The sequence below is a fragment of the Pseudomonas salmasensis genome (assembly GCF_014268375.2).
Classification (GTDB): Bacteria; Pseudomonadota; Gammaproteobacteria; order Pseudomonadales; family Pseudomonadaceae; genus Aquipseudomonas; species Aquipseudomonas salmasensis.
On the sequence record NZ_CP077083.1, the window covers coordinates 5497628 to 5518782 of the forward strand.

Consider the following 21155-nt stretch of genomic DNA (forward strand, 5'->3'; position numbering starts at 1 on the left):
CTATGCTTGAACAGCGTTCGATAAGCGGCCCACGGTCATGACGGACGTGCCTGTGGTGTCTGATGACTCACGGTCAATCACAGTGCTGACGTCAAGCAAGTGGTGCTGTTGGAACAACTCACGAACGGCGAATGCTTGATCCTCGCCGTGTTCGATCACCAGCCATCCCTCAGGTGTCAGCAAAGTGGTCGCCAAGGCGATGATGTGCCGTGTCAGGTCCAGGCCATCGGCACCTGAATAGACGGCCGCCGAGGGATGATGGCTGCCCCATTCGGGCTGTAACTGCGTTTGCCTAGGAACGTACGGCGGGTTGGCGACAATCAGCCCGACCTGGTGCTTGAAGCCAGCGAATGCAGGGGTTTCACGGATATCCGCCTGCATCGCGTTGACATGCACGTCGTGGGTGGCCAACCGGGCGATATTGCGTTTGAGGTAGTGGACAGCCACGTCTTCAAACTCCACGCAGGTCACCCGCAGGTCTGGCCGGCGCCGGGCGATGGCCAGGCCAATGGCGCCGCTGCCGGCGCATAGGTCCAGCACGCAGGTTCCCGTCGCCAGTCGGGCATCGTCCAGCCACTTATGAATCACCGTGCTGTGCGGGCGCGGAATAAATACGCCGCTGCCCACAACCAGGGGCAGGTCGTCGAACGCGACCGTGCCGACAATATGCCCCAACGGAATCCGATTGCAGCGCTCGCTGACCGCCAGCCTGAACTCATCCAGTGCGCGCTGTTTGTCGGCACGCACGATAAAGCGATCGACCAGGCTATCCAGGTCATTGTCCGGGTCCCACACGCCGGCCGCTTCCAGCTGCACGCGGGCCAGGGCGATCGCCTCCTGCTCCTGTTTACCCAGACTCATGACCACTCCTTGTAGTACTGCGCCAGCTTCACGCGCATGGACTCATAGAGGTAGGAGAATGCGACCAGCTCCGGAGGGGGAGTGAACGAGGGGTGCAGTTCATCGATCAGTTGCTGGTAATTGCTCGACAGTCCTTTATCGAGAATGGGCAGCCAGTAAGGTTTTACGTCCCAGCGATATTCATAACCGGTGGCAAACATCTGCTTGACGGTTTCGCCAACCGTCAGCTCGCGAGCAAGCCCGGTCAGTGGGGCGCGCACAGGGTTGAAGGTGCTCAAGTCCAGGCCGGTGCTCTTGACGCCGGTCAAACAGTCGGCGATGTAGGCTGCCAGCAGCGGCGATTGGTGCAGGCCATCACGGTATGTCCCGGTTGCCAGCCACAGCCCTTGCATGCCGCATTCGCCGATCAGAGGGAAGCCGTCGGCTGGAATGGGACGGTTGCCCACCTGGATCGAAATAATTTCGGCACTGTGCAGGTCAAGGTTCAATTGGTCGACGGCGCAATCGAGCAAAAACTGTACATCCGAAATCAGCGCATGGTGCTTGGGGCGCTCGGACAGGATATTGGTCGCGCCCAGGTACAGCACGCCGTCACCGCGTGGCACGCAATGCAGGCCACAGGCAAACGCGCGATTGGGGGTGCGGATCACCGATTGGGGTAACGCCATGCCCTCAGGCAGCTTGACCAGAATGGACACGCCATATCCGCTGAACAACGGTGGGATTTTGTTGACGAGCGTGTCGAACTCGCTGAGCAGGTCCAGAGACTGAACACCGGCAGCCACTACCACCTTTTTCCCCCACAGCACCTCACCGCTGAGCAACTCCACCCCTGTGGCGACTGCGCCTTCGGCGATCACCCGGCGGGCGTTCTCATTGATCAAGGTGCCATGGTTGGCGAGCAGCGCGGCGTCGAGCTTTTCCAGTAGCAAGTGCGAATCAACGGCGTGTTCATTGGGGATAAACAGCCCGCGCAGCGGACGTACCAGATGATCCGGTGCCAGCCATTCCATGGCTCTTGGATCAATGGTTTCGTACTGTTCCCCATAGGCTTGCAGTGTGTGCTCGATGGCTTCGTAGTTGACCGTATCGACTTCGTCCATGCCGGCACTGTTGAGCAACACATGGGTGCCGCTGGCACTGAACAGCGGGGTGCTGATGCCGGAGTCGGCGGCCAGGCGTTCGGCCCAGGCGGGCCAGAGGTCTTGTGCCTGACGGTCCATATTGAGTTTGAGGCGGCCATGCTCGCTGGCCAACAGGCCGCTGGTGACTTCGCCAAAACAGCCATTCATGGCACCGGCTGCCTTGGATGCAGCGTTGGTGCGGGCGGTCTCACCGACCCGGCAAACCTTCAAGCCCCGTGAACTCAGTTCATACGCGATAGAACCGCCAATGGCGCCTGCGCCTACTACAATTACGTCGAACTCCATGTTCTAGATCCTTGTTTAAACTGTCAGCTGTAGGATGAAAAACATTCCCATGTAGGAACGTGCTGAGCTTTTTATAGATTGTGAGAAGGGGCGACCATCGAGCATTTGTTTCATGTTGTATCGTTGTTACAAATTCACATATTTACTCGAACAAGCCCGGAAAGCCTGGGTACAGGTACCGCGCGTGGTGCGCGGTGGGTCACACTCGGGTAATGTGGCCGGCGCCGGCCTGCAAGGGTCTGTTGGCTGGAAATACTTTCCCGCGCCTACGACGCTCGACGCGCGGGGAACTGACACCGGGGCGCCGTTACAGGTCTGAAGACAAGCGAAGAGGGTGTTTTGAATGGCGGGCAGGTTGATCTATCTCATCGGGCCATCGGGTTCGGGCAAGGACAGCCTGCTGGACGCCGCGCGCCCACGCCTGGTCGAGCGTGGATGCCGCATGGTGCGGCGGGTGATCACCCGGTCGGCGGAGGCGGTGGGTGAAGCGGCGCAAGGGGTGAGCCCCGAGCAGTTCGCGGCGATGGAGGCCGAGGGCGCATTTGCCTTGAGCTGGCAGGCGAATGGCTTGTCCTACGGGATCCCCAAGGACATCGACGATTGGCTGGCCGCTGGCGACGACGTTCTGGTCAACGGCTCCCGTGCCCACCTGGCGCAGACCCGCGAGCGATATCCGACCTTGCTGGTGTTGCTGCTGACGGTGGACCAAGCGGTGTTGCGCCAACGTCTGATTGCGCGTGGGCGCGAGTCGTTGGCGGACATCGAGGAGCGCCTGGCGCGCAATGCGCGGTTTACTGCCCAATTGATCGCAGGTCACGGCGCGGGTTTGTTCGTGCTGGATAATTCCGGCCCGTTGGCGCATACCGTCGAACGTTTGTTGTGCTGTCTGGACCATGGGCATAGCGTATGCGCCTGACCCCAATCCCGGTAGGTTGGGGCAACTCATTGATGTAGTGCGTGGTGATGCCAGCGCTCAGATAAAACCCTGGCGCCAAGCTTATTTTTTTCTGATGTGTTTGAGTGGGTTGCTGGATGTTTGAAAGTTAATTATTGACCCGATTAAATTAATGCTGTGCGAGTTTATGACGCCTGCCACATCAGGGTTTTATGGCGGTTAATAAAGGTGGGTGGGTGGCGCTGAATAAAACTTGTGCAGATTTTTTGCAGCCGTGTTTATAGTGTTTTCTTGCAAGCAATTTACGATGGTGAAGGTGTTTTCTATATGGGAGCTTTATCGGGCCGACAACGGATCAGTCAGCGATAACTTCTATACATGGACGGGTCATTTCACTGTTCAGAGTAGTCAAGCACCATGCATATCCCAGTTAGGCAGTCTTTCCAGTCGCCTGTCCCAGAGACGGCGCACTCCCATTTCTCTGCTGACGAGAACCAAGTTATTCTTTGGGCCAATAATAAAAGATCGTTCACCACCGACCAGGCGGCGAAGCATATTACGCGCAGTGACGCTAAGTTTAGGGACAGTAATAAAGATGGCAAAGTTGTCGTGGGTTTCAAGTTTGACGGGGGGTTCAATGCGGCTCAGAAAGAACGAGCCAGGCAGGCCCTTCAATACTGGGCCGATGTTGCCAATATCCAATTTGTTGAAAATGGCTCAAACACCGATGGCACGATCACTATCAAAGGGACTGGGGGATCGGGAGGCTGGGCAGGCTTGCCTCACGGTCATTATGCGAAAGTCCCGGCCAATATCGGCACCCAGGGCGGGCAGAACCCGACAATGGGCAGCCACTTCCTGGGTTTGTTGATCCATGAACTGGGGCATACCCTGGGGCTGAGCCATCCAGGTAAATACAATGGCCAGGGCTTCAATTACGAGCGCAATGCCGAATATGCCCAGGACACCAAGGCACGCAGTGTCATGAGTTATTGGAACGAGACCCATCAGCCTGGGCACAATTTTGCCGGGCGTACCCCAGGGGCACCGATGATGGACGATATCGCGGCGGCCCAGCGGCTCTACGGCGCCAATACCAAGACGCGCAATACCGATACCACCTACGGCTTCAATTCCAACTCGGGCCGGGAGGTTTATAGCCTCAAGCGCGAAAGTGAAAAACCGATTTTCACCGTCTGGGATGGCGGGGGTAACGACACACTCGATTTTTCCGGGTTCACCCAGAACCAAACCATCAACCTCAAGGCTGAGGCGTTTTCGGATGTGGGTGGTTTGCGTGGGAATGTGTCGATTGCCAAGGGCGTAATGGTAGAAAACGCGATTGGCGGTGCTGGCAACGATACCTTGACGGGAAATGAGGGCAATAATCGCCTCACAGGCGGCAGGGGGGCTGACACGTTGTTCGGTGGCGCTGGGGCAGACACGTTTGTTTACCACCGCGCCAGCGATTCAACCCCTCAAAGACCCGACATCATCCAGGACTTCCAAAGCGGGATCGACAAGATCGACCTGACCGGCGTTCTTCAGGAGGCGGGGCTCAAGGCGTTGAATTTCTCTGAACGATTGAGCGGCAAAGCGGGGGATGCGCTGCTCGGCCAGGACTCGAAAACGGGTCGTTTCACATTGGCGGTGGACACGACGGGCAGTGGTTCGGCAGATCTCTTGATTGTCAGCCAGAGCCCGATCAAACAGACGGACGTAATCTGGAACGGGCAGGCGCCGACCGTGACGCCAACGCCTTCACCCACTGTCGTCCCTGTTTCGGATCCCATCCCGGCGCCCACTTCAGAGCCGACTGAACCTGAGCCTGAGCCTGAGCCTGACCCGGACCCCGAGCCTGAACCGACCCCTAGGCCCGGTGGCGGGGTTATCGAGAAACTTTTTTCGTCGTTCAAAGGGTTCCTCAACAACGTGTGGTCGATATTTCGCTGAGCCCGATTTTCGACCCGTGAACACCTTCCTGCTTTAAAAACCGTTACCCCGGTTGCCTCTATTCAGGTTTGGACGTGCGTGGCGTCGCGTTCAAGCCTGTCCTTCCCGTTTCGTCGATGCCTGCGGCAACCGCTTCGCGCGTTTGTGCACAGCCATTCACTGGCCGTATTGTCGGTGTGTTTTCATGATTGCGTTTCGGCGAGGTCAGCCTGATCGACTGTTGCAGTGCCTTGAATTACCGTCGTGAGCCAGACATAAAACTCATATATGCATTCGAAGTTTTTTCCTTCAATGTATATTCTGCTATTCGTCCTTTAATGAAGCTGTTGTGTAGGGCGCGCTAAAAGTTTCAAGTTGGGTAGGTGTTTTTGTTCGCTTGGGGTCTTGTCTGATTGTAAATAATGCTTTGCAATAAAAATTATAACAAGTGTATTTGTGGTGGTTTATTTTCATATAAAACAAGCGGTTATCGTTTTTGTTGGGGGGGGTGTTCTGCTGCTGAAATTTCAGAGTTTTTCGCTTGTCAGGTCAAAGTGTTTTTAAATTTTAGAGTGTGTCGGTTTGAATTAATTCGTCTCTGGCTGGTGGGCAAGTAGTGTGCGAATTTAAAGCGGTGCCGATAACTATTGCTGCTCTTGTTGGGCGGGAATCGGTATCTCGAATATTTAAATTTTTATCATTCGAGTCTGATTTTTATGAGGACTTTGGTTTATGAGAGTGCCAGGACCATCCACTACTAATGTTGGTGTGCCCAATGAACTGGATCCCAGGAGCAGTATCCGCTCTGAGGGCCCTGTTGAGGGAGTTACGCTAAACAGCAAAAAGCCGGTGTTCACTTCTGAACAGGCTGGGAAACAGCTCACCCGCAGTGGTTTCAGGTTTCATGACAATAACGGTGACGGCAAAACAACGTTGTCCTATCGCGTCTCCAAGGGCTTCACTCCCGCGCAGGCGGAGCAAGCCAGGCAGGCACTGCAATCCTGGCAGGATGTCGCTAACGTGACATTTACTGACAAACCGCTGCATCGTGACGGCCATATTGATATCAATGACATGCGCGGCACCTCGGGGGGGGTGACTGCACTTCCCCATCGGTATATGCCCCGAACCTTCGCAAACATTGGAACGGCGAATGCAGGTGCGAACCCGCCACCGGGGCATTTTTTTCGTATGGTTTTAGTTCACGAAATAGGCCACGCCCTAGGGCTGGAACATCCGGGAAATTATGACGGTTCGGGCAACTATGGACGTCATGCAGAGTACGCGGGGGATACGCGAGCGCGTTCTGTCATGAGTTACTTTTCCGAGAAAAATCAGCCAGGGCACGACTTCAAGTCGTTGAATCCCTCTGCGCCGATGATGGATGACATAGCGGCTGTCCAGAAACTCTATGGGGCGAATACTAAAACGCGTAATACCGACACGACCTATGGGTTCAACTCCAATACGAACCGTGAAGCACTTAGTTTGAAGTCGGCGAATGACAATCCTATGTTCTGTGTGTGGGATGGCGGTGGCAACGACACTCTGGATTTCTCCGGGTATTCACAACATCAGAAAATCAACCTCAACGCCGAGTCCTTTTCGGATGTGGGAGCGTTGAAGGGTAATGTCTCGATTGCCAAGGGCGTCGTGCTGGAAAACGCAGTAGGCGGTAAGGGGAGCGATGCCCTTACAGGTAACGCTGTCGCCAATCGTCTTAAGGGGGGCGGTGGAGCAGACCGATTGTCAGGGGGGGCGGTGCAGATACCTTCGTTTATGATCACGCCAGTGATTCCACTCCGGATAACCCCGACGTCATCCTGGATTTTGAGAGTGGCGCAGACAAGATTGATATCTGCGCCGTCTTGAAAAGGGCGAATCTCAATGCGCTTAAATTCGTCGAACGCTTGACGGGCCAACCCGGCCAGGCGGTGATGAGTTACAACGCGGGTAGCAACGAGGGGAGCCTGGCTCTGGATCTGACGGGTAACGGTAAGGCTGACCTATTAATCAAAAGCCTCGGCCAGATAAAAGCAGGTGATGTCTTGGCACAGGGCGACACTCCAACGCCCACTCCTGAACCGAAAGACCCCAAGCCTGCGCCGCGTCCTCAACCTGAGGAGCCAAAACCCAAGCCTGAACTCGAACCAAAGAACCCAAAACCGGAGGAGCCAAAACCAAAACCGCGCCCGGATCCCTGTGAGCCGAAGCCATGTCCAGAGCCGCGTGAGCCGAAGCCATGTCCGGAGCCCTGTGAACCGAAGCCATGTCCGGAGCCCTGTGAACCGAAGCCATGTCCAGAGCCGCGTGAGCCGAAGCCATGTCCGGAGCCCTGTGAACCGAAGCCATGTCCGGAGCCGCGTGAGCCACAGCCACGCCCGGAGCCGCGTGAGCCACAGCCACGTCCGGAGCCGCGTGAGCCACAGCCACGTCCGGAGCCGCGCGAGCCACAGCCACGCCCGGAGCCGCGTGAGCCGCAGCCCCGTCCGGAGCCGCGCGAGCCGAGACCACGACCCGTGCCACGTGAGCCGCAGCCACGCCCAGATCCGCGTGAGCCGAGACCACGACCCGTGCCACGTGAGCCGCAGCCACGCCCAGATCCGCGTGAGCCGAGACCACGACCCGTGCCATGTGAGCCGCAGCCATGTCCAGATCCACGTGAGCCGAGACCACGACCCGAGCCATGCGATCCACAGCCACGTCCAGGTCCGTGTGAGCCGAAACCCATCCCTCGCACTGACCCTTGCGAGCCAAAAGCTTTCACCCGAAATATGAGACCGGCCTATGGCTTCAATGCCTATTCACGCGAGTCACGGGCGATGCACGCATCGGCCTTTGATCAGTCGGCGTTTTCGGCGAGGGGTTGGAGGGGAAACCATTCAATGTCAGACGCGCGTTAAATCTATTCATGTCGTTCGCGGGTATGGATGCAACTTCTGGCCAAGGCTAAGTGCTAACACCAAGTAATAACTTATTGTTCGTCAAAGGACTGCTTTATGACGCCCGCTGAAAAGTTTGAGTGGGCATGTTTAAGTCTGGCTATTTAAAAATTCATGGGTGCCTTACTTGTGAAGTGTTGTGTTGTTGTTTTTAACTAACTGAGAAACGTGATTATGATTAATGTAAATACTTTTGCTGCAAACAACTATATGCCCGCGCCGAGCGTGAACCCTCAACCGTCGCCGCTGGCCCATCCTGGCAACCAAGGTGAGAGTGAAGCCGCGAAGTTCTCTCATAGCGATGCGAATTCAGCGGCAAACAACCAGGCCTCTGCAAGATCCAAATTGCTGAGTCTTTCCGCTCCGATGCTAGGTGAGCGCACTGGCTTGCAGCGAATGTACGGTTTGAGCCTGAGCTCCGGGCTGCTGCAACAAGGCGATATTAATCCTGGCAAAATGGTTATAGCTCAATGCTATCCGAAGCCAGAGGAAGAGACCCAACCCCCTGCTGAGACCAAATCAACCGATAAGACCAAACCGGCAGCGCAGGAGTCCAAGCCAAACAGCGATACCAAGCCAGCAGCGGATAAGCCAAAGCCGAGCGGCTACTCCGCTCCATTGACGCCTAGGCCAAAGCCAGGTCACAGCAGCAAGCCAATAGGTGACCAGCCCAAGGCAGGCGGCGATACCAAACCAGTCGGTGACCAGCCCAAGGCAGGCGGCGATACCAAACCAGTCGGTGACCAGCCCAAGGCAGGCGGCGATACCAAACCAGCAGGTGACCAGCCCAAGGCAGGCGGCGATACCAAACCATTAGGTGACCAGCCCAAGGCAGGTGGTGATACCAAGCCAGTGATTGATAAGCCTAAGCCAGGTGACGACCCCAAGCCTACAGCGGGTCCTACCAGGCCAAACCGCGACGCCAGGACTGACGACACCATCTACGGATTCAACTCGAATACCGGTAGGCCGGAAACCACCCTTACATCCGCGTCCGATAAACCAGAATTCAATATCTGGGATCAGCGTGGGAACGATACTTTCGATTTCTCTGGCTTCATACAGGATCAAATCATCGACTTGCGCGGTGGTGCGCTGTCCAGCGTAGGTGGCATGAGGGAAAACGTCAGGATCGGCGAGAAGACCGTGATCGAAAATGCCGTGGGAGGCCGGGGTAACGACCGCATCATTGGTAACAGTGCCGATAACGTACTGACCGGTGGCGCTGGGGCCGATACGCTGGTGGGCGGCGGCGGTTGGAACACCTTCAAGTTCAATGCCTTCAGCGATTCAACCCGTGCCAATGCCGACCTGCTGCTGGACTTCAAAACCGGGCAAGACAAGATCGATCTGTCGCAAATGGCGCTCGACGGCAAGGTCACGTTGAACTTCGTCGACAGCTATACGGGGGCGGCGGGTGACACCATCATCAAGTTCAATCCGCTGTCGGGACGTTACCTGTTGGCGATCGACCTGGATGGCGATGGCAAGACCGATTTCCTGATCAAGAGCACCCAAATGATCAGCCCGGAAGATGTCATTGGGCTCAACATCAAAGATGGCGGTTATCTCTAACGACGTGATCGCGCACCTTTGACGGTCGCCATTGCTTGAAGCAAGGCGGGGCGAGACTTAATCAATGGTTGATCAAGTCCCGCCCCTTTGTGCGTTGTGAAAAATTTTGTGGGGCCCAATGACCCGTCAGGACGCTTGTGCGGTGACCAGCGCGGCTTTACGTGCCGCACTCAGGAAGCGCAACAAGGCGACCAGCGCAAATGCACTGCCCACCAGCATTACAGCCAACCAGCCGCCGTGTTCATACACGCTGCTGGCAATCGCCGAGCCGAATGCACCGCCAATGAAGATGCTGGTCATGTACAGCGCGTTCAGGCGGCTGCGGCTGTTGGCATCGAGTGCGTAGATGGCGCGCTGGCCGAGGACCATGTTCATCTGCACGCAAAAGTCCAGGACCACCCCGGTGACTGCCAGGCCTATCACGCTGTACAGCGGGTGCACCAACGCCGGCAGGAAACTCAGTGCACCAAACAGCAGCGCCAGCAACGAGGCGCGGTGGGTATGGCCTGCATCGGCCAGGCGACCGGCCATGGGCGCGGCGATGGCGCCGAGGGCACCGACCAGGGCAAACAGTGCGATTTCGCTTTGGCTCAGGCCGTGGTTACGCGCCAGTTCCAATGGTGCGGCGGTCCAGAACAGGCTGAAGGCGGCGAACATGCAACCCTGGTAGAACGCCCGCTGGCGCAACAGCGGTTGCTCACGCAGCAGAGTGCCCAGCGAATGCAGCAACTGGCCGTAGCTGGCACTGTGATCGGGTTGGCGCTTGGGGATGGTCAGCATCAGCACCACGCTGATAAACGCCATCAGCGCGGCGGCCGCCATGAACATCGCACGCCAGCCGAAGTGATCGGCCACCACGCTCGACACCGGCCGTGCCAGCAGGATGCCCAGCAGCAGGCCGCCCATGATACTGCCGACCACCCGGCCACGAGACTCGGCCGGCGCCAGGTGTGCGGCCAGCGGAATCAGGATCTGCACCGAGACGGAACTGAAGCCGATCAGCAGCGATACCAGCAAGAACAGGTTTGGCTGTTCGATAAACGCTGCGCCCAACAGGCTGGCGATCGCCACGACGGTGGTGGCAATCATCAGCTTGCGGTTTTCCAGCAGGTCGCCCAGGGGCACCAGGAAGAACAGGCCGAGGGCATAGCCGATTTGCGTGAGGGACACGATCAGGCTGGCCATTGCTGGCGTCAGGCCAATGTCCGGGGCAATCAGCTCGATGATCGGTTGCGCATAGTAGATGTTGGCGACGATGGCGCCGCAGCAAAACGCGAACAGCATGACCATGCCCCGGGTCATGGTGCCTGCAGCGTGTGAGGTTGCGTTCATGGTGTACTCATAAAGGCGAAGGACGATGGGGTGGGAGAGTAAAGACAAGGCTTGCAAGTGAGTAGGTTGCTTGTGGTGATATCACTTATGTCGGCTGATGATACATTCAGATACATCTGCTTCGCGCAAAAAAGTGGGCGCTGGCTTGCTTGGGATGGCCATAGGTATCTACACAATTTTAGTGCGATGATGCCCCGCGATCCAAATGTGGGAACTGGCTTGCCTGCGAAGACGGCCTGCCAGTCGACGCCTATCTACCTGACGCTCCGCAATCCAACTGTGGGAGCGGGCTTGCTCGCGAAGGCGGCCTGACAGGCGACACAGTTGGATTGGGTACATATCCATTGCTGCGGTAACGGCCACTTAGGGTTCCGCCCTGACGGCGGCTCACTTTTGAACAGCGCAAAAGTAAGCAAAACGCTCTTGCCCCACCACTCGGCACCTCGCTTGGGCTCGGTGTGCCCGAACACAGTCTTGAATCCGTGGGCCGCCGCCACGCGCCATCCATGGCGCGGGGCGGCTAACCCGGCGTCCTGCCGGGTTACCCACGAATTCAAGCCTGCGTTCGGCCAGCGTGGTTTAACGGGGCGCCTGAGATCAAAAGCAGATCAAGATCAAGAGCGGCTCGCTTCGCATCGTGGTTACCGTTGGCTGCTACAACCTACACAGTTGTGTAGATACCTATGCTGCGATGGCGGTGTATCAGCCGCTCATGTGCAAGCTGACTCGCCGTCATCGCAGGCAAGCCAGCTCCCACAGTTTGACCGAGTTGATTCAGTCAGGTGGGTTATTGGCCAGAGTAGATCTGGTCAAACACGCCGCCATCATTGAAGTGGGTCTTTTGCACCGTGCGCCAGTCACCAAAGGTTTTCTCCACCGACAGGAAATCTACCTTGGGGAACCGGTCGGTGTACTTGGCCAGCACCTTCGGGTCCCGTGGGCGCAGGTAGTTGTTGGCCGCAATTTCCTGGCCTTCGGGCGACCACAGGTACTTGAGGTAGTCCTCGGCCACGGCACGGGTGCCTTTTTTCTCGACCACTTTATCCACCACCGACACCGGCGGTTCGGCTTCGGCGGAGACGCTTGGGTAGACCACTTCGAACTGATCACGGCCAAATTCACGGGCGATCATTTCGGCTTCGTTTTCAAAGGTCACCAGCACGTCGCCAATCTGGTTGGTCATGAAGGTGGTAGTGGCGGCGCGGCCACCGGTGTCCAGCACTGGCGCTTGCTTGAACAACTTGCCAACGAAGGTCTTGGCTTTTTCTTCATCGCCGCCGTTCTTCAACACGTAACCCCAGGCCGACAGGTAGGTGTAGCGGCCGTTACCCGAGGTTTTCGGGTTGGGCACGATCACCTGCACGCCGTCCTTGAGCAGGTCGGGCCAGTCTTTCAAGGCTTTGGGGTTGCCTTTGCGCACGATAAACACCGTGGCGGAGGTGAACGGCGCGCTGTTGTTCGGCAAGCGCGTTACCCAGTTGTCCGGCACCAGTTTGCCGTTGTCGACCAGGGCATTGATGTCGGTGGCCATGTTCATGGTGATCACGTCGGCGGGCAGGCCGTCGATCACTGAGCGTGCCTGTTTGCTGGAGCCGCCGAAGGACATCTGCAACGTCAGCTTGTCGTCCGGGTGTTCGGCTGCCCAGTGCTTCTGGAAGGCGGCGTTGTAGTCCTTGTAGAAGTCGCGCATCACGTCGTAGGAGACGTTGAGCAGGGTGGTCGCGGCCTGGGCGGAGCCCGCCAGGGCCAGGCCGGCGGCCAGTAGGGAGGCGCTGAGGATTTTTTTCACTGCTCATTCCTTGTTGTTCGAGAAGAGGGGAGGCAATTTGCCAGCGACTATAGCCGGGCCCGCATAGACCTTTAAAGATTAAAACGAACTTTGCTTATTCCAGTTTGCGAAACAGATTGCTGCCACAGCGCGCGCAAAACGCGGCGTTGGGTTCATGGCTGTCTTTCTTGCACGCTGGGCATTCGGTGTGCAGCTGTTCACCGCGCATGGCGCTGGCCAGCTCGGCGGTGAAAATACCCGTCGGCACGGCGATGATCGAGTAACCGGTGATCATCACCAGCGATGAAATCACCTGGCCCAGGGGCGTTTTGGGCACGATATCGCCGAAGCCCACGGTGGTCAGGGTGACGATGGCCCAGTAGATGCCCTTGGGAATACTGGTGAAGCCATGTTCCGGGCCTTCGATCACGTACATCAAGGTGCCGAACACCGTCACCAGGGTGCACACGCTGACCAGGAACACCACGATCTTCTGTTTGCTGCCGCGCAGCGCGGCCATCAGGTAGTTGGCCTGCTTGAGGTACGGGCTGAGCTTGAGCACGCGGAAGATGCGCAGCATTCGGATGATGCGGATGATCAGCAGATACTGGGCGTCGCTGTAGTACAGTGCGAGGATGCCGGGGACGATGGCCAGCAGGTCCACCAAGCCATAAAAGCTGAAGGCATAGCGCAGCGGCTTGGGCGAGCAATACAGGCGCAGGCCGTACTCGATAGCAAAAATCAGCGTGAAGCCCCATTCGATATAGGCCAGCACGTCGGCGTAGTTCTGGTGAATTGTGTCGATGCTGTCGAGCATCACGATCACCAGGCTGGCGAGGATGATCAGCAGCAGGATGCCGTCAAAGCGCCGCCCGGCGACGGTGTCGCTTTGGAACACCATGATGTAGAGGCGCTGGCGCCAGTCGTTGTTGCTGTCCATAAACCCTGCCCGAAACGAATATCGAGCAAGCCTAGGGCGATTCGAACGGGCTGTCCATGTGAGGCTTGTGCAGCATTCGCTGACCGGCGCGCACCAGCCAGCAGGCGAGGATAAACGGCGCGGTCAGCGCGGGCAGGTGCAGGCCGGCAAAGCCCGGGGTGAGCAAGATGGCCAGGCCAATGCCCAGCAGCGGTAACCAGGGCTGGCGACGCGACGAGCACAGGGCCAGGGCGGCCAGCGCGGGGTTATAGCTGTGCAGGCCGAGCAGGGCGCCAGTGGGGTCGTTCAGCCACCAGCCGGCCAGCATGCCGAGCGCGGCGCCGACCAAGGCCCACGCGGCGGCGCGACGGCTGGCCAGCAGCAAGCCCAGGGCTATCAGTACGCCCGCCAGGGGCTGGTCCAGTAGCATAATTTGCCCAAGGCCGGTGAAGGGCGCGGCCACTACAGCGACAGTGTCGGGCTCGATCAGCGCAAGGGTGTTCTGTGGGGCCTGGCCGAGCAACAACCAGCCCAGGCCAACAAAGGGCGCGGTGTAGGCGGGCAAATCCTGGGGCCCGGTTGCGTGTTTCAACCAGTGCCGAGTGAGGATCGTACTCAAGCCGCCGCACGCCAGGATCAGCGGTGGCACCAGCGCCGACCAGGCAAAGTGCTGGCTGATCAACAGGCCCAGCAACACGCCGTTGTAGCTATACAGCCCGGCCTGGCGTTCGGCCTTGGGATACCCCCGGCGCTGGGCCGTGAGCAACCCCGCGACGCCACCCAGCAAGGCCCCGCCGAGCAAGGCCGGGGCGCCGATCAGGATCGCCAGCAGGCACAGCAGGCCGCACAGCGGATGGCGCTGCAGGAAGATTTGGCTGAAGCCGTTGAGCAGGGCTTCGGCCCAGTCGGGGCAGGTTGGGTTGTGCATGTCAGCTCCCTGCTCGCGAAAAACCTGAGGGCGCCGCGTGCATTCAGGGTACCCGCGTCATCGTTGACGTTCTTCGCGAGCAAGCTCGCTCCTACAGTAGGGTTTCGATACGCAGCGAATTGGTCGACCCCGGCTGCCCAAACGGCACCCCCGCGGTAATCACCAAGGTATCGCCACGCTGCGCCATGCCCTGGGCCTGGGCAATTTCCAGCGCGGTGGAACACACCTCATCCACTTGGCGCAGCCGATCATTGACCACCGAGTGCACGCCCCACGCCACGCTCAGGCGTCGCGCCGTGGACAGGTTGGGTGTGAGGTTGAGAATCGGCGCCACCGGCCGTTCCCGCGCCGCGCGCAAGCTGGAGCTGCCGGACTCGCTGTAATTCACCAGCACCGCCACCGGCAGGATGCTGCTGATACGGCGGATCGCACAACTGATGGCGTCCGACACCGTGGCATCCGCGTTGGGCCGGCTGACGTCCAACTGGGCCTGGTAGTCCGGGCCGTTTTCCACCTGGCGGATGATCTTGCTCATCATCTGCACCGCTTCCAGTGGGTACTCGCCCGAAGCGGTTTCCGCCGACAGCATCACCGCGTCCGCACCTTCAGCCACTGCATTGGCCACATCGGTGACTTCGGCGCGGGTAGGTGCCGGCGAGAAGCGCATGGATTCGAGCATCTGCGTGGCCACCACCACCGGCTTACCCAGTTGGCGGCAGGTGCTGATAATGTCTTTCTGAATCTGCGGCACGCTCTCGGCCGGCACTTCCACGCCCAAATCACCTCGGGCCACCATGATCGCGTCGCTCAATTCGGCGATTTCGCGCAGCCGTTGCACCGCCGAAGGCTTTTCGATCTTGGCCATCAAAAACGCTTTATCGCCGATCAGCTCGCGGGCTTCGCGGATGTCTTCCGGGCGTTGCACAAACGACAGCGCCACCCAGTCCACACCCAGCTCCAGGCCAAAGCTCAGGTCGCGGCGGTCCTTGGCGGTGAGTGGGCTCAGTTCCAACAGCGCTTGTGGGACGTTCACACCTTTGCGGTCAGACAGTTCGCCGCCATTGAGCACGGTGGTGTCGATGGCATCGGCATGCTTGGTGATCACGCGCAGGCGCAGCTTGCCGTCGTCGAGCAGCAGGTCCATGCCCGGCTCCAGGGCTGCGATGATTTCCGGGTGGGGCAGGTTGACCCGGCGTTGGTCGCCCAGGGTTTCATCCAGGTCCAGGCGCAGGGCCTGGCCGCGTACGAGCTGCACCTTGCCTTCGGCAAAGCGTCCCACCCGCAGCTTCGGCCCTTGCAGGTCCATGAGGATGCCGAGCGGGTAGTTGAGCTGGCGCTCGACCTGGCGAATCCACTGGTAGCGCTGGGCATGGTCGGCGTGGTCGCCGTGGCTGAAGTTGAGGCGGAAGATATTCACCCCGGCCTCCACCAGCTCAAGGATGTCGTCGATACCGTCGGTGGCCGGGCCCAGGGTGGCGAGGATTTTGACCTTCTTGTCAGGCGTCATGGTTGGCAGTCTCAAGGATCAGGATGGCGCGAAAGTCGTTGACGTTGGTGCGCGTCGGCTCGGTGATGATCAAGTCGCCCAGGGCGGCGAAATAGCCGTAGCCGTTGTTGTTGTCCAGCTCATCGCTGGCCGACAGGCCCAGGGCTTCGGCACGGCGGTAGCTGCAGGGGGTCATGATCGCGCCGGCGTTGTCTTCTGAGCCGTCGATGCCATCGGTATCGCCGGCCAGGGCGTACACGCCGGGCAGGCCCTTGAGGCTGTCGGTGAGGCTCAGGAGGAATTCCGCATTGCGCCCGCCACGGCCGTCGCCGCGTACGGTGACGGTGGTTTCGCCGCCCGAAAGAATCACGCACGGCGCCGCCAGTGGCTGGCCGTGCTGCACGATTTGCCGGGCGATGCCGGCGTGTACCTTGGCCACATCGCGGGCTTCGCCTTCCAGATCACCCAGGATCAGCGGGCTGAAACCGGCCTGGCGCACTTTGACTGCCACTGCTTCAAGCGATTGCTGCGGGCGGGCGATCAATTGGAAGTGGCTGCGGGCAAGCACCGGGTCGCCGGGCTTGACGGTTTCCGAGGCCGGGTTCTGCAACCAACTGCGCACCGAAGCAGGGGCGTCGATGTGGTAACGCTTGAGGATCGCCAGGGCCTGTTGCGAGGTGCTCGGGTCGCCGACCGTCGGGCCCGAGGCAATCACCGTGGCCTGGTCGCCCGGTACATCGGAGATCGCGTAGGTGTACACCGTGGCCGGCCACGCGGCCTTGGCCAAGCGCCCGCCCTTGATGGCCGAGAGGTGCTTGCGCACGCAATTCATCTCGCCAATGGTGGCGCCGGATTTAAGCAGGGCTTTGTTGATGGCTTGCTTGTCGGCCAGGGTGATGCCTTCGGCGGGCAGGGCGAGTAGTGCCGAACCACCGCCGGAGAGCAGGAAGATCACGCGGTCGTCTTCACCCAGATGGCTGATCAGTTCCAGCACACGCTGGGCCACGGCCAGGCCGGCCGCATCCGGAACCGGGTGGGCGGCTTCGACCACTTCGATTTTTTTGCACGGCGCGCCGTGGCCGTAACGGGTGACTACCAGGCCCGTAACTTCGCCCTGCCAACAGTCTTCGACAACCAGCGCCATGGCGGCCGCGGCTTTGCCGGCGCCAATCACGATCACCCGGCCACTGCGGTCGGCAGGCAGGTAGGGTTCAAGGACTTGCCGGGGGTGGGCGGCGTCGATGGCTGTGGCAAACAGCTCGCGAAGCAGGTGTTGCGGATCGACCGACATAAGCGGGCTCCCGGGGGATTCTTATTATTTGTAGGAGCGAGCTTGCTCGCGAAATTCGTCAACGATAACGCGGGTAACCAGGGAGCCAGTGGTGCTCTCAGGTTTTTCGCGAGCAAGCTCGCTCCTACCGGGGGGTATTGCGTATTTTCGTTACTTATCGCGAATCGAGAAGTTCGCCATATGCTCCAGGCCCTTGATCAGCGCCGAGTGGTCCCAATTGCCGCCGCCAATCGCGGTGCAGGTGCTGAACACTTGCTGGGTGCCGGCGGTGTTCGGGAGGTTGATCCCCAGTTCCTTGGCGCCGGCCAGGGCCAGGTTTAGGTCCTTCTGGTGCAGGTTGATGCGAAAACCTGGGTCGAAGGTGCCCTTGATCATGCGCTCGCCGTGCACTTCCAAAATCTTGGACGATGCAAAGCCACCCATCAGCGCTTCACGCACTTTGGCCGGGTCGGCGCCGTTTTTGGCGGCGAACAACAACGCTTCGGCCACCGCCTGGATGTTCAGGGCGACGATGATCTGGTTGGCGACCTTGGCGGTCTGGCCATCGCCATTACCGCCCACCAGGGTGATGTTCTTGCCCATGCTCTGGAACAGCGGTAGCGCACGTTCAAAAGTCTGCGGTTCGCCGCCGACCATGATGCTCAAGGTGCCGGCCTTGGCGCCGACTTCACCACCGGACACCGGGGCATCCAGGTACTGCGCGCCGGCCTGGTTGACCTTGGCGGCGAACGCCTTGGTGGCAGTCGGGGAGATCGAACTCATGTCGATCACCACCTTGTTCGGTGACAGGCCCGCAGCCACGCCGTCGGCGCGGAACAGCACATCATCGACTTGTGGGGTGTCGGGCACCATGACGATGATGAACTCGGCTTCCTGGGCCACTTGTTGCGGGTTGGCCAGGGCCACGGCGCCGGCGCTGATCAGTTCAGCCGGTGCCTTGCCGTGATGTTCGGAGAGAAACAGTTGATGACCTGCTTTCTGCAGGTTGGCGGCCATGGGTTGGCCCATGATGCCGGTGCCGATAAATCCGATTTTAGCCATGATCAAAATCCTCTTTTAATGTGGCAAGCCAGCTCCCACATTGTTTTGTGTGGTGTCAGTTGTCAGATGGCGTTATGGGTCTTGAGCCAGCCCAAACCCGCCTCGGTAGTGGTCAACGGCTTGTACTCACAGCCAACCCACCCCGCGTAACCAATGCGGTCCAGGTGCTCGAACAGGAAGCGATAGTTGATCTCACCGGTGCCTGGCTCGTTGCGCCCTGGGTTGTCCGCCAGCTGAATGTGGTTGATCTCGCCCAGGTGCGCGGCCATGGTCCGCGCCAGGTCACCTTCCATGATTTGCATGTGGTAGATGTCGTATTGCAGGAACAGGTTGGCGCTGCCCACTTGTTCGCGAATCGACAGGGCCTGCGCCGTGTTGTTGAGGTAGAAGCCGGGAATGTCGCGGGTGTTGATCATCTCCATCACCAGCTTGATACCCGCCGCCTGCAGCTTCTCGGCGGCGTACTTGAGGTTGGCGACGAAGGTTTTTTCTACGGTCTCGTCATCGACACCTTGTGGCCGGATACCCGCCAGGCAGTTGACCTGGGTATTGCCCAATACCTGGGCATAGGCGATGGCCAGCTTGACCCCGGCACGGAACTCCTCGACCCGGTCCGGGTGGCATGCCAGGCCGCGCTCGCCCTTGGCCCAGTCACCGGCTGGCAGGTTGAACAACACCTGGGTCAGGCCGTTGGCGTCCAGCTGCGCCTTGATGTCGGCGGAGCTGAATTCATACGGGAACAGGTACTCCACGCCCTGGAAACCGGCATCGGCAGCCGCTTTGAAGCGGGCAAGGAAATCCTGTTCGGTAAACAGCATGGACAGGTTGGCAGCAAAGCGCGGCATAGGGTTCTCCTTAATCGAGCAGGGAAATGGCAGTCGGCGCATCGTTGCCGACCAGGGCCAGATCTTCGAATTCATTGACGGCGTTGATCTCGGTGCCCATGGAAATATTGGTCACCCGTTCCAGAATAATCTCAACGATCACCGGCACCTTGAATTCTTCGATCATCTCTTGGGCTCGGCGCAAGGCCGGTTGGATCTGGCCCGGCTCGAACACCCGCAGAGCCTTGCAGCCCAGGCCTTCGGCAACCGCCACATGGTCGACGCCGTAGCCGTTGAGTTCCGGGGCGTTGAGGTTGTCGAAGGACAGTTGCACGCAGTAGTCCATCTCGAACCCACGCTGGGCCTGGCGGATCAAGCCCAGATAAGAGTTGTTCACCACCACATGGATGTACGGCAGCTTGAACTGCGCGCCCACCGCCAGTTCTTCGATCATGAACTGGAAGTCATAGTCGCCCGACAACGCCACCACTTTGCGGCTCGGGTCGGCCTTGACCACGCCCAGCGCCGCTGGAATGGTCCAGCCCAATGGGCCGGCCTGGCCGCAGTTGATCCAGTGACGAGGCTTGTAGACGTGCAAGAATTGCGCGCCGGCAATCTGCGACAAACCGATGGTGCTGACGTAGCAGGTGTCTTTGCCGAACACCTGGTTCATCTCTTCGTACACGCGTTGCGGCTTGACCGGCACGTTGTCGAAGTGAGTCTTGCGGTGCAGGGTGGCCTTGCGCTGTTGGCAGTCATGCAACCAGGCACTGCGGTCCTTGAGCTTGCCGGCGGCTTTCCACTCCCGGGCCACTTCTATGAACATCGTCAGCGCGGAGCCAGCGTCGGAAACGATGCCCAGGTCCGGCGTGAATACGCGGCCGATCTGGGTTGGCTCGATGTCGACGTGAATGAATTTACGGCCTTCGGTGTACACCTCGACCGAACCGGTGTGACGGTTGGCCCAGCGGTTGCCGATGCCCAGCACCACGTCCGACTTGAGCATCGTCGCGTTGCCGTAGCGGTGCGAGGTTTGCAGACCGACCATGCCCACCATCAGCGGGTGATCGTCCGGAATCGTGCCCCAGCCCATCAGGGTCGGGATCACCGGGATGCCAGTCAACTCAGCGAACTCCACCAGCAGCTCGCTGGCGTCGGCGTTGATCACGCCGCCACCGCTCACCAGCAATGGGCGTTCGGCTGCATCGAGCAGGGCCAGGGCTTTTTCTACCTGCACGCGGGTCGCCAGCGGCTTGGCCAGGGGCAGTGGCTGGTAGGCGTCGATGTCGAATTCGATCTCGGCCATCTGTACGTCGAAGGGCAGATCGATCAATACCGGGCCGGGGCGGCCAGAGCGCATTTCATAGAAGGCTTTCTGGAACGCGTAAGGCACTTGGCCGGGTTCCAGCACCGTGGTTGCCCACTTGGTGACTGGCTTGACGATGCTGGTGATGTCCACGGCCTGGAAGTCTTCCTTGTGCATCCGGGCGCGAGGGGCTTGGCCGGTGATGCACAGGATCGGGATCGAGTCGGCCGAGGCGCTGTACAGGCCGGTGACCATGTCGGTACCCGCCGGGCCCGACGTGCCGATGCACACGCCGATATTGCCGGCCTTGGTGCGGGTGTAGCCCTCGGCCATGTGCGAGGCGCCTTCAACGTGGCGAGCAAGGACGTGATCGATGGCACCCACCTTCTGCAAGGCCGAATACAGCGGGTTGATCGCGGCGCCTGGGATACCGAAGGCGGTATCCACACCTTCACGGCGCATCACCAGGACGGCGGCTTCGATTGCTCTCATTTTGCTCATGGTTTTGGTGCCTCTTGCGTTTTGTAATTGTATACAAGTGGTGTCTGTACAAAGTGTATTCACGCCGAGCTGCGTTGGTCAATGCCTTTCGTAAACTGACCTTGGCGTTCGTCGGAAGCGCTTT

The 21155-nt window shown here is 59.4% G+C and carries 15 protein-coding genes and 1 pseudogene; 5 read left to right on the top strand and 11 right to left on the bottom strand.

Translation table 11 applies throughout. The annotated features are described in order from the left end of the window. Both HU731_RS24795 and HU731_RS24800 read right to left on the bottom strand, forming a co-directional pair. Complete coding sequence (locus HU731_RS24795) at positions 1-861, bottom strand: HemK/PrmC family methyltransferase (RefSeq protein WP_044273103.1); 861 nt, start codon at positions 859-861, stop codon at positions 1-3. Further along, a complete protein-coding gene (locus HU731_RS24800; protein ID WP_044273104.1) occupies positions 858-2291 on the bottom strand; it encodes an NAD(P)/FAD-dependent oxidoreductase in 1434 nt (477 codons plus the stop codon). The genes HU731_RS24795 and HU731_RS24800 overlap by 4 nt, the downstream gene beginning before the upstream one ends. Before the next feature lie 343 nt (positions 2292-2634). On the opposite strand from HU731_RS24800, the gene phnN reads away from it, so the two are divergent. The 5 genes and pseudogenes from phnN (at position 2635) to HU731_RS24820 (ending at position 9635) form a co-directional block, all read left to right on the top strand. Next, positions 2635-3207 (top strand): phosphonate metabolism protein/1,5-bisphosphokinase (PRPP-forming) PhnN, encoded by a 573-nt coding sequence (gene phnN, locus HU731_RS24805; protein WP_047710414.1) that lies wholly within the window; start codon positions 2635-2637, stop codon positions 3205-3207. Positions 3208-3603: 396 nt separating this feature from the next. After that, positions 3604-5139, top strand: a complete 1536-nt coding sequence (locus tag HU731_RS24810) for a M57 family metalloprotease (protein ID WP_186608076.1) — start codon at positions 3604-3606, stop codon at positions 5137-5139. A gap of 711 nt (positions 5140-5850) precedes the next feature. Further along, a pseudogene (locus tag HU731_RS28760) lies at positions 5851-6753 on the top strand (M10 family metallopeptidase C-terminal domain-containing protein); the annotation flags it as partial. A gap of 110 nt (positions 6754-6863) precedes the next feature. Continuing rightward, positions 6864-8021, top strand: coding sequence for a M10 family metallopeptidase C-terminal domain-containing protein (locus tag HU731_RS28765; RefSeq protein ID WP_437180739.1), 1158 nt, complete (start codon positions 6864-6866; stop codon positions 8019-8021). Between the two features lie 213 nt (positions 8022-8234). Next, the gene (locus tag HU731_RS24820) at positions 8235-9635 is read left to right on the top strand and encodes a M10 family metallopeptidase C-terminal domain-containing protein (RefSeq protein ID WP_186608075.1); all 1401 of its coding nucleotides are present in this window, start codon (positions 8235-8237) and stop codon (positions 9633-9635) included. 126 nt (positions 9636-9761) lie between these two features. Here the strand turns inward: HU731_RS24820 and HU731_RS24825 are convergent, their stop codons facing one another. From HU731_RS24825 to gcl, 9 genes are all read right to left on the bottom strand, one after another. Further along, entirely contained in the window at positions 9762-10967 is a 1206-nt protein-coding gene (locus tag HU731_RS24825) for an MFS transporter (RefSeq protein ID WP_186608074.1), read from the bottom strand. A gap of 787 nt (positions 10968-11754) precedes the next feature. Continuing rightward, positions 11755-12756: a sulfate ABC transporter substrate-binding protein gene (locus tag HU731_RS24830; protein WP_186608073.1), complete on the bottom strand. Its 1002-nt coding sequence runs from the start codon at positions 12754-12756 to the stop codon at positions 11755-11757. Positions 12757-12850: 94 nt separating this feature from the next. Further along, positions 12851-13675: an ion transporter gene (locus HU731_RS24835; RefSeq protein ID WP_003189978.1), complete on the bottom strand. Its 825-nt coding sequence runs from the start codon at positions 13673-13675 to the stop codon at positions 12851-12853. A 31-nt stretch (positions 13676-13706) separates the two neighbouring features. Then, a complete protein-coding gene (locus tag HU731_RS24840) occupies positions 13707-14582 on the bottom strand; it encodes an urea transporter (protein WP_186608072.1) in 876 nt (291 codons plus the stop codon). 91 nt (positions 14583-14673) lie between these two features. Beyond that, a complete protein-coding gene (pyk, locus tag HU731_RS24845) occupies positions 14674-16089 on the bottom strand; it encodes a pyruvate kinase (RefSeq protein ID WP_186608071.1) in 1416 nt (471 codons plus the stop codon). Next, positions 16079-17359, bottom strand: coding sequence for a glycerate kinase type-2 family protein (locus HU731_RS24850; protein ID WP_186608070.1), 1281 nt, complete (start codon positions 17357-17359; stop codon positions 16079-16081). Before HU731_RS24850 ends, pyk begins: the two co-directional genes overlap by 11 nt. 150 nt (positions 17360-17509) lie before the next feature. Beyond that, a complete protein-coding gene (locus HU731_RS24855) occupies positions 17510-18400 on the bottom strand; it encodes a 2-hydroxy-3-oxopropionate reductase (protein WP_032892651.1) in 891 nt (296 codons plus the stop codon). Positions 18401-18462: 62 nt separating this feature from the next. Further along, the gene (gene hyi / locus HU731_RS24860; RefSeq protein ID WP_014717718.1) at positions 18463-19245 is read right to left on the bottom strand and encodes a hydroxypyruvate isomerase; all 783 of its coding nucleotides are present in this window, start codon (positions 19243-19245) and stop codon (positions 18463-18465) included. A gap of 10 nt (positions 19246-19255) precedes the next feature. Next, on the bottom strand, positions 19256-21031 hold the full coding sequence (gcl, locus tag HU731_RS24865; protein WP_186608069.1) for a glyoxylate carboligase: 1776 nt from the start codon (positions 21029-21031) through the stop codon (positions 19256-19258). Positions 21032-21155 lie beyond the last annotated feature (124 nt).